At 40.7% G+C, this 15,827-nt stretch carries 16 protein-coding genes and 1 pseudogene; 2 read left to right on the forward strand and 15 right to left on the reverse strand.

All coding sequences use genetic code 11. The features are described 5' to 3' along the window. Positions 1–8: 8 nt before the first annotated feature. The 9 genes from M3234_RS11895 to M3234_RS11935 form a co-directional block, all read right to left on the reverse strand. Positions 9–362 (reverse strand): BMC domain-containing protein, encoded by a 354-nt coding sequence (locus M3234_RS11895; RefSeq protein ID WP_262304922.1) that lies wholly within the window; start codon positions 360–362, stop codon positions 9–11. 26 nt (positions 363–388) lie between these two features. Further along, a complete protein-coding gene (gene cutD / locus M3234_RS11900) occupies positions 389–1,324 on the reverse strand; it encodes a choline TMA-lyase-activating enzyme (protein WP_262304923.1) in 936 nt (311 codons plus the stop codon). A 79-nt stretch (positions 1,325–1,403) separates the two neighbouring features. Beyond that, positions 1,404–3,938 (reverse strand): choline trimethylamine-lyase, encoded by a 2,535-nt coding sequence (gene cutC, locus M3234_RS11905; protein ID WP_262304924.1) that lies wholly within the window; start codon positions 3,936–3,938, stop codon positions 1,404–1,406. 60 nt (positions 3,939–3,998) lie between these two features. After that, positions 3,999–5,489 carry an aldehyde dehydrogenase family protein gene (locus tag M3234_RS11910; protein WP_262304925.1) on the reverse strand — a complete coding sequence of 497 codons (1,491 nt, stop codon included), beginning with the start codon at positions 5,487–5,489 and terminating at the stop codon, positions 3,999–4,001. Positions 5,490–5,519: 30 nt separating this feature from the next. Then, complete coding sequence (locus tag M3234_RS11915; RefSeq protein ID WP_262304926.1) at positions 5,520–5,822, reverse strand: BMC domain-containing protein; 303 nt, start codon at positions 5,820–5,822, stop codon at positions 5,520–5,522. 18 nt (positions 5,823–5,840) lie between these two features. Beyond that, the gene (locus M3234_RS11920) at positions 5,841–6,137 is read right to left on the reverse strand and encodes a BMC domain-containing protein (protein WP_262304927.1); all 297 of its coding nucleotides are present in this window, start codon (positions 6,135–6,137) and stop codon (positions 5,841–5,843) included. A gap of 21 nt (positions 6,138–6,158) precedes the next feature. Then, the gene (locus M3234_RS11925) at positions 6,159–6,425 is read right to left on the reverse strand and encodes a hypothetical protein (protein WP_066320844.1); all 267 of its coding nucleotides are present in this window, start codon (positions 6,423–6,425) and stop codon (positions 6,159–6,161) included. A 30-nt stretch (positions 6,426–6,455) separates the two neighbouring features. Further along, the gene (locus tag M3234_RS11930; protein WP_262304928.1) at positions 6,456–7,571 is read right to left on the reverse strand and encodes a hypothetical protein; all 1,116 of its coding nucleotides are present in this window, start codon (positions 7,569–7,571) and stop codon (positions 6,456–6,458) included. A gap of 270 nt (positions 7,572–7,841) precedes the next feature. Continuing rightward, on the reverse strand, positions 7,842–8,756 hold the full coding sequence (locus M3234_RS11935; RefSeq protein ID WP_262304929.1) for a choline kinase family protein: 915 nt from the start codon (positions 8,754–8,756) through the stop codon (positions 7,842–7,844). Between the two features lie 250 nt (positions 8,757–9,006). Between M3234_RS11935 and M3234_RS11940 the strand changes: the two genes are divergently transcribed. Continuing rightward, positions 9,007–10,161: a 1-propanol dehydrogenase PduQ gene (locus tag M3234_RS11940; protein ID WP_285858411.1), complete on the forward strand. Its 1,155-nt coding sequence runs from the start codon at positions 9,007–9,009 to the stop codon at positions 10,159–10,161. A 38-nt stretch (positions 10,162–10,199) separates the two neighbouring features. On the opposite strand, the gene M3234_RS11945 is transcribed toward M3234_RS11940, so the two are convergent. Both M3234_RS11945 and M3234_RS11950 read right to left on the reverse strand, forming a co-directional pair. After that, positions 10,200–11,003 carry a response regulator transcription factor gene (locus M3234_RS11945; RefSeq protein ID WP_262304931.1) on the reverse strand — a complete coding sequence of 268 codons (804 nt, stop codon included), beginning with the start codon at positions 11,001–11,003 and terminating at the stop codon, positions 10,200–10,202. Position 11,004: 1 nt separating this feature from the next. Beyond that, positions 11,005–12,207, reverse strand: coding sequence for a histidine kinase (locus M3234_RS11950; protein ID WP_262304932.1), 1,203 nt, complete (start codon positions 12,205–12,207; stop codon positions 11,005–11,007). Between the two features lie 422 nt (positions 12,208–12,629). Here M3234_RS11950 and M3234_RS11955 point away from each other — a divergent pair, with 422 nt between their 5' ends. After that, complete coding sequence (locus M3234_RS11955) at positions 12,630–12,941, forward strand: winged helix-turn-helix transcriptional regulator (RefSeq protein WP_262304933.1); 312 nt, start codon at positions 12,630–12,632, stop codon at positions 12,939–12,941. A gap of 87 nt (positions 12,942–13,028) precedes the next feature. Here M3234_RS11955 and M3234_RS11960 read toward each other — a convergent pair. From M3234_RS11960 to spxA, 4 genes and pseudogenes are all read right to left on the reverse strand, one after another. After that, positions 13,029–13,220 (reverse strand): annotated as a pseudogene (locus M3234_RS11960) (carboxymuconolactone decarboxylase family protein); the annotation flags it as partial. Positions 13,221–13,317: 97 nt separating this feature from the next. Beyond that, a complete protein-coding gene (locus tag M3234_RS11965; RefSeq protein ID WP_262304934.1) occupies positions 13,318–13,950 on the reverse strand; it encodes an FMN-dependent NADH-azoreductase in 633 nt (210 codons plus the stop codon). 358 nt (positions 13,951–14,308) lie between these two features. Continuing rightward, the gene (gene wrbA, locus M3234_RS11970; protein ID WP_262304935.1) at positions 14,309–14,920 is read right to left on the reverse strand and encodes an NAD(P)H:quinone oxidoreductase; all 612 of its coding nucleotides are present in this window, start codon (positions 14,918–14,920) and stop codon (positions 14,309–14,311) included. A gap of 300 nt (positions 14,921–15,220) precedes the next feature. Next, positions 15,221–15,625: a transcriptional regulator SpxA gene (gene spxA / locus M3234_RS11975; protein WP_262305015.1), complete on the reverse strand. Its 405-nt coding sequence runs from the start codon at positions 15,623–15,625 to the stop codon at positions 15,221–15,223. Positions 15,626–15,827 lie beyond the last annotated feature (202 nt).

Genomic DNA, 15,827 nt, shown 5'->3' on the forward strand with positions numbered 1-15,827 from the left:
CTTCTTTCTCATGTCCGTGTTATAGGGGCTGTCATAAAACCCAGCATTGTTTTCAATGTTTCGTTTACCGCTTCAAGTGCTGTTACTACACTTTGGACATCACCACTAATGACGACTGAGCCGGTAAAGCGGTCAAGAAAGCCAATTTTCACATCAGCAGTCTTTGTGGCGATATCTGCTGCGATGATGGCCGTTTCATAGGGTGTCAGCGTCAGAATGCCGATTGCCCCTTTTTCGTCAATCCCCAACCGTTCATAGATATCCGGCATGGGGGAAGCAATCACATGAGCAATCGTCACTTGTTTTCCCGGTACCGATTCCTGGATGATGCGGTCAATTGCCTTTTCACCAAATGCTCCCATTGTCACCACCTCAATCTATTTGTCCATTAGTGATTGACTACCTTAACCGGAAAGTCATATTGTTTGAACCAGCCCTCAATCCGACTCATGTCAATCTCGGTCATAATTGGATTTCCGGCAATCTGGTACTCCTTGCCTAGTTGGCTGTACTTGTTTACCCCGAACTTGTGGTAGGGTAAAAGATCAATGCCTTTAAAGTTTTTAAAATCCTTATAAGGCAGTAAAAATTGAATGACCTGATCGATTTCTTCTTTTCCGTCGTTGTAGCCTTTCAGCAAAGGCATTCGGATTTGTACATTATACCTGCGCTTCAGCAGTTCACTTAAGTTGTTTAAGATCCGCTCGTTGCGCACGCCAGTTAATTCGAAATGCCGCTCAGAACCCATGTGCTTGATATCATAAAGGAATAAGTCGGTAAACTCCGCCACTTGAAGGACGGAATCCAGCTTTGCATAACCGCTTGTTTCAATTGCGGTATTTATTCCTACTTTCTTGCAAGCTATCAGAAGATTTACGGCAGCCTCAGGTTGCATCAACACTTCACCGCCGCCGAGGGTAATTCCGCCGCCGGACATTTCGTAAAACAATCTGTCTTCTTCAACGATTTCCAGCAGCTCGGAGATCGTCTTTGCCTCTCCGGCTATCGAAAGTGCTGATTCCGGACAAACATCGATACACTTGCGGCAGCCAGTACAATCTATATCGCTGGATACCTCCAGCTTTCCTTTTGAAAGATCGAGCATTCCAACCGGGCAGACAGGAACACAGGCGCCGCAATCTGTACATACGCTTTGTTTTAGCATCACTTGATATTTCCGATCTAAACCTTCAGGATTGGCACACCACTTACAGCGCAATGGACAGCCTTTAAAAAACACAATGGTTCTTACTCCAGGTCCATCGAACATGTTATATTTCTGCACGTTGAAAATGAATGCTTTTCTTTCAATCAAACCTGTCATATCCCCTTATTCTCCTTAAGTGATTTTTCTGTTACCGGACCATGGCTATGGAAGGCAACAGAAAAATCTTTATTAAAAATTACAAATGGTTCAGCATGGTTCTACTGATGATTTCATCCTGTACATCCTTGCAAAGTTCAACGAAGAAGGCACTGTAACCTGCTACGCGTACAATGAGGTCGCGGTAGCGTTCCGGATGTTTCTGTGCATCAATTAAGGTCTTGTTATCGAGATAGTTGAACTGCATCTCGCCATTGCCAAGTACCGATGCTGTACGTAACAGGGTAATAATTCCTTCTTCACCTTCAGGCGTATCGAGCAATCCGGACATTAGCTTGAAGTTATGAACCATACCGATGTTCATGTTGTCATTAGCCATTTTGGAAATAGACTTGATAATCGCCGTCGGTCCCTTGACATCAGATCCCTGCGACGGGCTGATACCATCAGATAACGGCAGCCAAGCATGACGTCCGTTGGCCGATGCACCTGTCATTTGTCCAAATGGCGTGTTGTTGGAAATAGATAATGTACCATGGCTCAAAACAGAATATAGAGTTTTGTACTTCCGGTGTTCAATTTCCGTAAAGTTGACTAAATCGGAAGCGATTAAATCGGCATAGTCATCGTCATTGCCATACTTCGGAGCGTTCAAGCAGTCTGTACGAATCTGTTCGTAGCCGGCAAAGTCTGCTTTTAATGCTTCATTTAACTGCTCCAGCGTGTATTTCTTCTCATCAAACACTAATTTTTTAATTGCAGCCATGGAGTCTGTGTAAGTTGCCAAGCCTGACCAGACAACGCCTGGACCGAAGTTGTACATTGCACCGCCGGCAGAAACATCGCGGCCATTTTCCATACAGCCTTCATACATGATTGACATAAGTGGTTTAGGTGCCAATTCTTTGTGAATGCGTTGGGAAATGACGGTAGCAACGGCAGACCATTTCGTAATGTACTTGATTTGCTCTTTCACCGCATTTTCAAAGTCCTCGTATGTTTTAAATTGGCTCAAATTCCCTAAGTCAGGAGTCACCTGCTTGCCATACCAAAGCGGAACACCATGGTTCAGCACCAATTCAATACAGATTGGCCATTGTGTATAAGCAGTGGAAGTCCACTGATACAGGCGGCCTGACTTCTGTGGTTCCACACAACCCATCAAGCAGTAGTCCCTTGCATCTTCTATGGAAACTCCTTTGGCCAGCATCATCTTGATATGGGCATCATCGAAATGGCAGGCAGGAAATCCCATACCAGAACGAATCACTTCAACAATTTTCTTCAGATACTTCTGTGGTGATTTGTTATGAATCCGTGCCGCCAATGATGGCTGATAAATCTTCACGTGACGAACGGCATCCATCAACAGGTAGGTCAGGTCATTAGTTGCATCACGGCCATCACGGGTTACACCGCCAACACACATATTGACAAACGGCTGGTATCCCGCAAAGAACTTAGAACCGCCTTCACTTGTTACCCACATCATTTCTGACATTTTAATTAACATACAGCCTGCTAGTTCGAAAGCTTCATAATCGGTCATGCGACCAGATTCTTTGTCTGCTTTATAGAATGGGTACATGTACTGATCCACGCGGCCAATTGACATTCCTGTCTGGTTCTCTTCGACAACAAGCAAGGATTCAACCGTCCACACTGCCTGAATGGCTTCCCAGAAGGTTTGCGGCTTATGTGCAGGTACTCTGGCATTCACTTCGGAAATCTTCAGTAATTCCGCCTTGCGCTTCGGGTTTGTTTCCTTGGCGGCAAGTTCTGCAGCGTACTGAGATAATCGCTTGGCATAAATCATTACGCCCTCTGTCGTATCAATGACAGATTTATAGAAATAGATTTTTTCAATATCCTCCGGATTTTGATAATCTAGTTTTGCCAGGTGATCCTTTGCCTCCTGCTGGATATCGAGCATTCCCTTCTTCATCAGGATGACATCGTATCCTGGGTTGGAGTCACCGCCGCCATTTAGCGCATGGTAGGAACAATCGGAAACGAAGGATTCGCCTGAAAGCTCCCAAAGGCCAGCTTCACGGTATTGATCTTCACAATACTCATCAACGGATTTGCCTTTCCAGAATGGGAACAGTTCTTCGCGCATAATCCGTTTATCTTCATCAGAAATATAAAATGGATCCTGCGGCCGTGTCCCGATGGTGTCGATTTCCTGCTCCATCCATCTCCAGGCGATATCTGGAGAAAACGCACCTGCACGTGGTGCCCCGTTCGGTGCTCCAACAATTAACTCGTGATCCTGAATGATGAGTGGTGCTGTTTCACAGCAATAACGGAAACATTTAGCACGCAGCATAATCTTCGGCATGCCTGGGTTTTCCTCCGCAATCTTCGTGATGGCTCTAGCACGATGTGTAGTAATGGAAGGAACATGCGTCAAGTAATTTTCTTTCAGCCTTGTTAATCGTTCAGTCATCCCACTTGGAATTCCGCCGTCCTGGCTGCTGTTGCCAGAAGGTTCTTCCTGGCCCATATTCTTTGAAACACCTTCAAATAATTTAATGAGTGATGCCCGCTCTGCTTCAGACATGTTTTTAGTCGCTTGGGCTAATTTAACTGAAAAGTCACGTATATCTAACATTCCTACCTCTCCTTCTTTGAAACATATCCATCAATATGATGCTTAGGGCAATCTAGTTTCCTATTCATTTCCTTGAAGCACATTTTTTAAAATTTGCTGGAGCATCTGAAGATCTTCTAGCTTATAGCCAAGAGGCTGTGCCGCATTTCCGGATAAAGGTTTTTCCGCCACCCTAGTACCAAAGCTCATCTCTTCCGGCTTTCTCACTCCATAACCAACCTTCCGGATATAAATCAGGTTCAATGGCGAGACATTATCGGTCGTAATCCCAACACCCGCCGATCCACTGCCAAGGGTCATGGCCGGGAACAAATTCGTTGTGACCCCCATGCTCCCAAAGGATGCCGCAGTATTTACAAGCACCCTGCCTACTGGCTTTTTCATTGCAAACTGGCGAATGACTTCCTCATCTGATGAATGGATGACAAGGGTGTGACCATCCTTTTCACTGATTAATAATTCAATACACTTTTCACAAGCGTTCATCCAGTCATCTTCAATGTAATAGGCGAATACCGGACAAAGCATTTCTTTCGTATATGGATTTTCATCCGAAACATATTTTTGCTCTGAAACAAGTACCTTCACACGATCTGGTACAGTAAGCCCGGCGCGCTTTGCTAATTGCGATGCGGTTTTTCCCACCATTTCAGAGTCAACACAGCCATTTGCTTGAAAAAGATGGGTGCTAAGCTTTTCCGATTCTTCAGGTGTCATAAAATAGGCTCCTTGCGCCTGAAACTCACGTTTTACTTCGGCTGCTATACAGCTGTCGACCACAACAGAATGCTCCGCTGCAGATACAACACCATTATCAAAGGTTTTGCTGGCAATGATGTCCCTAACTGCCTGCTTGACGTCAGCCGTACGTTCAATAAATGCTGGTCCATTGCCGTTTCCGCCGTATATTATGGGCTTCCCAGCATTATTGGCTGCTCTAAGCAGACCTGGTACACCAGTATTGATAATCAAGGAAGCGTCCGGATGATTCATCAACTCCAATGTGCCGCTTGGCGTTACCGTATGTAGATAGGAAAGTGCCCCTTCTGGCAAACCAGCTGCCTCAGCAGTGCGAATCAGAATATCCAACGCTTTTCCAACCGTTTTCCTTGCTCTTGGGTGCGGCGAAAAGATGATAGCATTACCGGATTTTATAGCAATTAACGTCTTATATATAGTAGTAGAAACCGGACTCGTTGCAGGACAAAGAGCAATGACAACGCCGATTGGAACCCCGATATCCATTGTCTTATTGTGCGGATCCTGACTAATGATGCCTACGCAGGTCATTCCTTTAAGTTTTTTTGGCAAATATTCGCAAACGAATAAATTTTTCAAGTACTTATCCTGCCAAATCCCGTAATCCGTTTCATCACTGGACATGATTGCGAGTTCTTTTGCATGTTGCTGAATTTCTTCTGCCATTACTTCCACAATCTCGTCCAATTTCTTCTGCGGAAAAGCAGCGAGTTTTTTTTGTGCTTCTCGCGCATTTTCCACGAGGATTCGCGCTTCTTGGATGGAGAGCAAATCGTTATCAATAATATTCATTTCTGACTCTCCTTATCATTTCATCCACTTCTATCCAAGCAAGTTATCGATAGAATAACGTGCAATGATTTTTTCTAAATCCTGATGCGGCCTTGCTATTACGACAGAGCTGTATACCTGAGTGCCCAACTTTTCAACTGCTTGGACACCGGTTTCTACCGCCGTTTTACATGCTCCTACATCGCCGCTGACAAGAACAGAGATGTAACCCGATGCCACGTTTTCGAAGCCAATCAACTCCACATCTGCTGCCTTACACATCGCATCTGCAGCCTCTAATACATAGACAATCCCAAATGTTTCAATTAACCCTAATGCTTCGTATCTATTCATTTAGGTAGTCTCCTTACCTTATTTATCGACGTCATATAATGAAACGATGTCACCAACACTCCTGATTGGGCGCGGCATTACATTGTGAGCCGTTAATTTACCAATTGCAGCAGCAGCGGCAGCCCCCGCTTCTACAGCTTCCCTGACTGCAGCCACATCCCCCTTTACCATGATGGTAACGAGCGTGGAGCCGACATTTTCATACGATACCAATTCAACATTAGCTGCCTTCAGCATTTTATCTGCCGCCTCAATTGCCGGCACCATACCAATTGTCTCGACAAGTCCTAATGCTTCTTCACCTTGATACCTCATCGTATCTCCCCCAAAGGTTGATCAATCTTTAATGTATTTATTAATGGTGTTTGCACCGTCTTCATGAGCATGGTAATAAATTCTTAAAAGGCCAGCCGCATCCATTTCAAATCTTGATTCTTCAATAAGTCCATTTGCTTCGGCCGTCATTAATGACGAAATTACATCTTTTCGATTTAGGGCCCTGAACTTTCCGTATTCCCCTTTTAACGCTTCGATCACGTCTTCTGCACAAGCTTCATCGACTCGTGTAAAGTGTTTTAAAATAGCATAGTTAAGTGGGTTCAAGATTTATCTCCTCCTTGGCCAACCAAACAATTAGCTGGCAATTTTTTGGTCATCCATTTGTTTCCCTTTTTTGAATAGGTCGAGAGGGTTCATGGCGATTAATAAGATACCAAATACCATTACTACCGCAGCAATCCAGGCAATAGGGGGAATGGACCATCCATCCATACCGAAAATAACACCAAGGACGATCCAGCAGCAGAATGGTCCCCAGAAGGAATATGTCCCATTACAAGCCATGCCAAGAGCGGCACCACACATACTGTTCCCTCGATACCAGCTCATATAAGAAAGCCATGCACAAAAACCACCGATTGCAATCCAAATCATCGCTGGACCACTAGAAAATGCCTGAACAGCAAGATCAGCTGAAAGACCGATATCGCCAGCCAGTAACCCAAAAATTGGGATTAGAATTATTAAGTTTGATAGACCTGAAATGACTTGGCGAATTGTGATGCTGATTTCATAATCAATCATCGATGTGCCATAGCCGGCAACGCAGCCTTCAAAGCCCCAGCCCAGAGCCGCAATAAACGCGATACAGATTCCAAGGAACATCCCTTCTGGCGCATCGCCGCCAATGCTTGTGCTGCCAATCATGAAGCTGGCAATAACACAAATGGCAATCCCTAGCATCATTCTTTTGTTTAATTGCTGTTTGAACAGCAGTCTGCCTAGAATTGCGCCAATTGCCGGGCAAAGTGCCGTTATTGGAATAACGATGGAACCCGCCATTTGAAGTCCGACAACATAAGCAGTACTAGAGATCGGTCCGCCGACGAGTGCTGCTAAAATCATCACTTGACCAGGCTTGGTTTTAAGCGTTCTAAAGAAATCTCCCATTTTTCCTTTTACGCCGACATTAAGCAGTGCCCAGCCAGCGCTCGTGGTATCATTGACTGCACTGCCCAGAGCACCAAGCAAATAGGTGATCACAAAAGCAGATAAGACCGTTTTAGCCCCATACCAGTCAGCCCATACGCCCTTCGACATCCCCAATGTCAGGAATGCGGAATAGAAACCGTACATCAAGCCCGAGAATAAAGCGATTACAATTCCCTTTTTAAAAAATTGTGAGGCTACCTTCTTCTTAGCAGCAACTGCTAGTGAATCAGAATAAGTTGATCCCGTCACAGCGTTCATTCGCAAAACTCCTTTGTAAAATTTATTTTTACGATTTATGAATTGCATCTTTATCTTAATTGATGGAAGCGGTTTATCATGGTATCTAGGGAAGTTTTTACTGGATAATTTCCATCTGTATTTTTGATGGATTGTACAATCGTTACTTATTTGCATGTAATTTACGTCCATAAATTCGCCACAAATCTTGTAAAATTTCCATAATAAAAGAGAATGTTCCATATGAAGGGGTTAAACCCTTATGAAACATTCTCTTTAATCGCAGTTTATTTAATTTTTCACTATGCTGGAGATGGAATACTGAGATAAATGTTTGATTACTTCCATATTCTTACGGAACCGTTCGTACCTAAAATAACAATAGTCAAGAAAGTCATCGCCATTGTAATGCCGGATGAGTGCCCAGACTGTCCATAGCAGATCCTGTGCCAGCATGAAGCCTTTTATTTTTACAATCTCTTCGTGTTGCGGATAATGTCCATAGTAGTCCACAAGAAAATCCTTTATCGGTTCTTTGCCTAGTTTAGATTCAAGAATATAGGCAGCAATATCCCATGCAGGGTCGTTCATACCAGAATATTCCCAGTCAATCAGAAATGCTTCATCCTTATCATTTATTAGTATATTCTCTGGTACTGGATCATTATGGCATGGAAGAAAAATAGTTTGTTTTATATTTTGTTCAAAAAAACACAGCAGGTCTCTCTTCAGACTTTGATAATCATAGAAAAAGTCACCGTTAAGCTCTTTGACAATCTGCTCATATTTGGCTAGTTCAGTCTTCCAATCAAAGAAATTAGAAAAATGCGTTTCGCTCAAATGAGTTTTTTTCAACAAACTGGAGACAGCTGTTAAATTTTCTGACTTACTAGGATTACTAACTGCTACGTTTTGGCTGTTTTTTATATAGGCACTGATTTTAATCCCGCTGATTTCATCAAAATACACACATTGTGAATTTAGACCAAGTTCCGATGCAATTCTGTTGTTAACTTTTTCAATCCTTCGGTCTATCATCTGGTTCGTCATTCCGCCCGGCTGCCGGATTATATACTCTGATCCTTTTATATTCATAATGTAGTTATAATTGGTAAGTCCGCCAGCAAAACGGGATTTGTCATAGATAAGATCGTCGTCGTTAAAAATGCTCCGCAATTTGCTCTCTACCATATCTTCTATTTTCATATATTATTCCACCAGTACACATTTAATTGTTTAGTAAAAGTATAGTTTCATTAATATGGGGGGTCAATAAACCTATGTGAATAAATTAGTAATATTACCTTTATAAATAGCGATTGTTCAAGAAAAAAGAATTAGTACCATTTTTATTATAAAAATGCTCCGAGAGTACTATACTATCTGGCAAATCTTCAATCTTTGGGTTTTCGTTCCATGATATTGTTAACATGGATTATTGTTATAAAGCCGAAGAATGGGGGTATCTACCATAGAAGATCAGTTTTTTCTTAAAACCAAAGTATATTTTAGCCGGGATTCGTTGAAATCTCTGAAACATGTTAAAGGGTCGAGGGCATTTATTGTTTCCGATTCTATTATGGAATCACTCGGATACTTGCAGCAGGTTGTAGATTACTTGAATGATGCCGGAATCAGCTCCACCATTTTCACAGGGGTCCGCCCTGATCCAGATGTTTCGCTAATTGCTGAAGGACTGAAGCTTTACAGAGATTGCGGCGCCGATGTCCTTGTGGCCATCGGCGGCGGCTCAGCGATTGATTCAGCGAAAGGAATCCTTTATTTCGCCTGGAAGTTTGGCGCTATAGAAGGGGCAGAAATCAAAAAACCGCTCTTTATTGCCATACCTTCCACTAGCGGCACCGGTTCTGAAGTGACCGACTTTTCCGTCATTACCTCCAATGGCGAAAAGGTAGTTGTCATTGATGAGTTTATCGCACCAGACATGGCCATCCTTGATTCTACCTGTATCCAGCATGTTCCCCAGCGTGTAGTCGCAGATACAGGAATGGATGTTTTGGTTCACGCCATCGAGGCCTATGTTTCCACGAAGGCAACTGATTTTACCGATGCCCTTGCAGAAAAGGCAATCAAACTGATTTTTGAAAATCTCGAAACACTCTACAAGGATCCGAAAAATGATATTGCCCGCGATCACGTCCTGAATGCTTCTTGTTTAGCGGGTATGGCATTCACCAATACCGGTCTTGGTATTAATCACAGCCTTGCCCATGCCTTTGGCGGCACTTTTCACATTTCCCATGGCCGTTCGAATGCACTATTGCTCAATGCGGTGATTGAATACAATGCCGATTTACACGGAAGCTCGGGAGAATATGCCGCCAATCGCTATGCTAAACTTGCCACAGTCCTGCAGCTCCCAGCGAGAACGAAACGAGAGGGAAGCGTAAATTTCATGCAAGCAATCAAACGCTTGAAAAAATCCCTTGGAATCGAGGATAAAATTAGAGACCTTGGCATTGATCAAACTGAATTTACAAATGCATTGGATCATATGATTGAATCAGCGCTGCTAGACCGCTGTACCCCGTCAAATCCAAGGGTGCCTGCTAACGAAGATTTAAAACATATTTTTAAAAAGTGTTATTAAAAAAATTCCCCACTGTAGCCTTTACGGTGGGGAGTTTTTTAACCGTTCACCCTTGCCCCGAGAGAGGAATCATTTTGATTCAAAGCGTGGACGGATTTTCGATAGTTTTGCGGTGTCATATTCATCTTGGCACAGAAAACTCTATTAAAATAGGACGGGTCCGAGAAGCCGCATTCAAGGGAAATCCGGTAAGCCTGATAATTGGTTGTTTCAAGCAGTCTGCAGGCATATTGTATTCTCAGTTGAATAATATAATCAGTGAACGGAATCCCCATTTCTTTCTTGAAGACATGGCTAAAATACTTTGGATTCACAAATACCTTGTTGGCCACCGTTTCCAAGGTCAACTTTTCTCGAAAACTTGCACCAATATATTTAATCGCTTCTTCGATAAAATGAGAGTGTTCATGATCATTTATTTCCGTTTTACCTACTTCCGCCTTTTCATCGCTCTCCTCTTGTTCAATAACCGAAACCGTTTTCAACATTTTGCTCAGTACCTCTGTAAACGCAATCGGTTTTACCGGTTTTAACAGATATTCAAAAACTCGCAAACTAATGGCCTTCTGCGCGTAAGAAAAATTGGAATAAGCTGATAGAATGCTTATGCACGACTGAGGCAAGAATTTTCTAATTTCCTGAATTGCGCTAAGTCCATCGATATCAGGTATCATTAAATCCATAAAAATAATATTCGGCCGATACTGCTTGGCCATCCTGACAGCCTCGACTCCGCTGTCTGCAGTCAGCAGAATATCCTCGGGCTGAAGTCCATCACGAACAACCATTGTCAAGAACTCCCGTTCAAGCATTTCATCTTCTACAATCAAGACAACGTTCATTTTAGGACCTCCCAGTTATTTGGGTGGGAATCTTGATGGCGACGGTACTTCCACTAAAATCAGATTTTACAATCTCTAAGCCATAACATTCTCCATAATTTTGTTTTAAGCGCTTATCAGTGCTTCGCAACCCCAGCCCCGACTTATTTTCAGACTGTTTGATTCTTTCAAGGACATCCCTTGGGAAACCGTTTCCATTATCTTCAACAGTAATTATGACCCCCTCATCCGTTTCCTGGGCAATTATATTTATTTTTCCCCCATCACGTCTGGGCGTAATACCGTGAATAAGGGCGTTTTCAACAATTGATTGAATAACCATATTCGGGATTCTGTAAGCTTTAATGTTTTCAGGAACATCAATTGTGTACTCCAGCCGGTTTTTAAAGCGGGCTTTTTGGATATACAGATATTTCATAATGTTATCTATCTCAGAACCGATGGTGTGGAGCTGATCGTCCTGCTTCAAATTGTAACGCAGCAAGTCGGACAGGTAGTAAATCAATTCCTCTGTTTTATGAGAATGTTCAAAATAAGCAATACGGGCAATACAGTTCAAGGTATTAAACAAAAAATGCGGATTGACGACAAGCGACATGTTTTTCGCTTCTAGGTCAATAATCTTTTTCTCCAGCATTTCCTTTTCGATTGATAATCTGGCTACAGCGGAATCTGCATGATTTTTGGTGCTTTCAGTCAGGTCAATGGTTATGTTTTTGGCAATGTGACTGCATAACTGCTCATGTACCTTCATTTTATTTTCATCAACGGTTTTCAATGAGGCAATGGATTTGGCGATAAATTCCAATTCCGTGTTTGTTTCTTCCCTTAGGGCCTGGACATCAATCATAAATTTTTGGTATTCGGTATCCTGTGAATAAGCCTTCATTCCGGAAACAAACCCTACCGTTTCGTCATGCTTTTTAATCGGTATAAAGATATTATGCAAGCCATAATGGCAGGTAAAATGGCCCTCCTCCCCCTTATCCGAGTTAAAGCGACTCTTGTAGTCGGGGCAAATCTTCTGACCGCCTTGCTTTTTGCAATATGTACAAAAATCCGGAGCTGGGATTAGCTCATGCATAACTTGGCCATCTGTATTGACCAAAACTAAAGGAATATCTGTCAGAGATAAGATTCCACTATAGCGGGCATATAAGCTCGTTGGACTCAATTCTTTTAGAGGGTTTTCATTTATATTCATCTTATTAGTACACCTCCCGCTATGAAATGAATTATATATGGATGAAGGGAGTTTGCAATCTGCTCCTCCTCATGAGGATAACAATTCTATTATACTTACTACTTAACTGGATTTTTTGCTATAAAAAAGAATTTTTTGTGTAAATATTTTCTTCAAAAAGGAAAACGACCTGTCCAAATTTAATTCAAACAAAAATAAAAGAAGTTGTCTAACATAGAACAACCTCTTTTTTAACTAAGTAACTTTATATAACCAGCACTCCTTTTTATATATAATATGTGACAAATTAATGAACAAATAAGCATAAAGTTGGTTTGATTGTTAATTATATTCCAGTAAGTACTTTTAATTATCTTTAGTATTTGCTATTATTAACATAAAGTTATTAATAATAACCAAGGAACTATTTGAGGTGTTTATATATGGATACAGAAAATAAATTATGCAGTAAAGTTGAAGAGTGCTATCATATCATGGGAAAGAAATGGATGGGTTTGATTGTCCATACTTTAATGGAGGAACCAAAAAGATTTAGTGAAATTCATACTTCTATACCAGACTTAAGTAAAAGAGTATTAAATGAACGGATGAAAGAGCTTGAGGACAATGGAATTGTGTTAAGAAATGTCATTGCAGACCGTCCTGTACGGACCGAATATTCATTAACCAAAAAAGGGACTGAACTCGGGCGATCTCTTAAAGCTTTAGAAGAATGGGCAGATAAATGGCTTTAATGAACAGATAAATGGTATAAAAATTTAAAAACCTCTTCGTTTTTACTTTATGACGAGGAGGTTTTTTATTGTAAATAATACTTTTTGTTAATCACCATAGCTTTGAATCAAATTGGCGATATGAGCATAAGCCCCTCCAGCTAGTAAAGCGGAAGTCACCATTACTGCTTCTGCAAGCTCTTCATTTGTACATCCGAGCTTTATGGCATTTTTCGTATGAACATCTATACAATATGGACATTGAGTGGCATGAGCAACTGCTACTGCAATAATCTCTTTAAATTTCCCACTTCTGTTTTAGAACTAAATATAATAAATAAAGGAACTTGGTATCCAAGCTCCTTTATTTTTAGCTAATCTTGTTTATTTCATTATATTAAACAGCTATTAGTGATAATTTCTTTGCTGCTTCTTTTACTTTTTCTAGTCCTTCAGCAATAATAGTTTCAGCTTGAGCCGGCATTGCAGCATGTCCCTCAATAATGACTTCGTCTACGATTTCCATACCGAATACGCCGCCTACCACGTTTTTAATATAATTTGCCGCCATTTCCATTGGTGCTGCTTCAGGTGTTGAGTAAACGCCGCCGCGTGCGCTTAGGATGATCGCTTTTTTGTGTGTCATTAATTGAACTGCTTGACCATTTTCATCGTATTTAAAAGTGAAACCAGCTTGGTATACGTAATCAATAAACGTTTGTAATGGTGCTGGGATGGTTAAATTCCATAATGGAAATGCGAATACAACTAAGTCTGCAGCTGTTAGAGCATCCATTGCTTTTTGTTTTGCAGCAAGAAGACGTTTTTCTAAGTCAGTCAATTCTTCGCCTTTTTCAAGTTTGCCAAAAGCGTTAAATAAATCTTGGCCAAAGTAAGGCATATCTTCAGCGAAAACATCGAAAGTTGTGACCTTCACGCCTTCTAAGTTCTCCATAAAAGTTTCATACATTTTACTTGTTACAGCCTCCGAAGCTGGACGATTGTTTGCTTTAACTACTAAAACATTCATATATAATTCTCCTTTTTAGCTTATATTTCATTGTTTTTAAATAAAGTATCTTGAATTAACAATATATTAATACAGTATTAATGTCAATAGAACTCGCATAGTAGTTATTTCCTGTTTTTTATTTATAGCTGATAAAAAAGTCTGTGGAATAATAGTCCCATCAGACCATTGCATTATTCTCAATAAAAAAGTTCATCGATGAGTCGGATCGGACGTTTTGTAATCATCAATAATCAATAGAATTTTTTCCGCGAATCGAAAATTTACTATTTCAATATAATAGTAATACCAAGATTTTTCGTTTCTTCCAGAAAATAAAAAAACTAATCGAAAGGTCCGATTAGTTTTTGATTATGTTTTATTGATTTGCTTTTTTAACCCATTCTGCAACTGTGACAGTACGCTTTGCTTGATGTTTTACAGCCGCCTGAACATCTTCGATCATTTTCCCATCTTGACCTACAGTTACACTAGTTCCATATGGGTTACCACCCGCCCCAAATAATACTGGGTCTGTATAACCTGGAGGAGCAATAATTGCACCCCAGTGCATCATTGATGTGTACAATGATAAGAGAGTTGCTTCCTGGCCGCCATGTGGGTTTTGTGCAGATGTCATGGCACTTACGACTTTATTGACTGTTTTACCAGTCGCCCACAACCCGCCTTGGGTATCAAGGAATTGCTTCATTTGTGATGGCATGTTCCCAAATCGAGTTGGAACACTAAATATAATGGCATCTGCCCATTCAATGTCAGCAGATGTTGCGACTGGAACGTCTTTTGTAGCCTCAACAGTAGCTTTCCATACATCATTTCCCGCAATAACGGATTCAGGCGCTAATTCTTGTACTTTTAATACCTTTACTTCGGCACCAGCTTCTTTCGCACCTTCTTCTGCCCATCTCGCTAGTTGATAGTTTGTTCCACCCATGCTGTAAAAGATCACTGCTAACTTTACATTTGTCATTTTTTCTGTCTCCTTATCAGTTGAATTTCCAAACAATTTGGATAAGAAACCCATTATGAATGCACCACCCTAAGCTATTATTCGTTTATTTGAAGATAATATTCATTATTAAGCTGCTTTTTTGTTTTTGGACTCATTTGAATTCTTGTGAAAAATCAATTAGTTAACTGATATTAGTTTGCTTCAATTGTTCTAGTTTAATACCACGGATTAATAAATCTCGGATTTAAGATAATAGGAATACACATAAATAATTTGTTAATATCAGTTATTCATCATATTCTAGTAGACCCACTGACTTTATTGAACTTCTTCCAATAAGCTATAAACTTCATCAAGTTGGATTATACGCATATTACGTGGCAAAAAGCTCCGTATCTCTTCTTCGTTAAACCCAACTTGTAATCTTTTTTCGTCTAGGATTAATGGTTTTCTCAAGAGCCCAGGATTCTCTTCAATAATTGTATACAATTCTCGAAGCGAAATAGAGTCAATATCAACATTTAGCTCCTTGAAAGCTTTTGAATTAGTAGAGATAATTTCATCAGTGCCCTCTTCTGTGAAGTGAAGGATATGCTGAATTTCATCTAATGTAATCTTTTCTGATTTAATATTTCTTTCTTTGTAAGGAATTTGATGTTCATCAAACCAAGCTTTTGCTTTTCGGCATGAAGCACAACTAGGTGATAAATATAAAGTTACCATCATTAACACTCCCCTGGTGTTTTTTAGTCAGTTCAACTTATATTAATTAGCATTCCTATATAATTCTCAAATCAATGTATCTCAGATTAAAATATCTCAAAATCAGGATATTTTTATTATATATCATCCTCTACGTATGTCAACAAAATATTAAATAACAAGACCACTTTATGAAATTATGTTTTTACCCTGTAAATCCTTG

This window comes from Neobacillus niacini, assembly GCF_023715785.1.
Lineage (GTDB): Bacteria > Bacillota > Bacilli > Bacillales > Cytobacillaceae > Neobacillus > Neobacillus niacini_E.